This window comes from Achromobacter sp. SIMBA_011, assembly GCF_046535435.1.
Lineage (GTDB): Bacteria > Pseudomonadota > Gammaproteobacteria > Burkholderiales > Burkholderiaceae_B > Achromobacter > Achromobacter dolens.
Window position 1 is genome coordinate 1 of the sequence record NZ_JAWRWN010000529.1, and the last position, 269, is coordinate 269.

General features: G+C 65.1%; 1 protein-coding gene. It reads right to left on the reverse strand.

What is annotated here, in order from left to right:
* On the reverse strand, positions 1-269 hold a 269-nt coding region (locus SB816_RS32015), incomplete at both ends, for a substrate-binding domain-containing protein (protein WP_410548246.1).

Below are 269 nucleotides of genomic sequence, written 5' to 3' on the forward strand. Positions count from 1 at the left end.
GGCGAACTCCAGGTCGCCGAAGCCCATCACGGCGATATTCGTCGGGATTTGCAACCCCTGGGCCTGGGCTTCGGCCATGGCGCCCTGCGCCAACAGGTCAATGCTGCAGATCACCGCGTCCATTTTCACATTGGCGGCCAGCAGGCGGGCCATGGCCTGGCGACCGTGGCCCATGTTCACCGGAGCCGACTGCAACTCGCAGGCAACAATCTCGACACCCGCTTGTTGCAAGCAGGCCACACACGCCTGGCGGCGTCGGTTGGCACGGT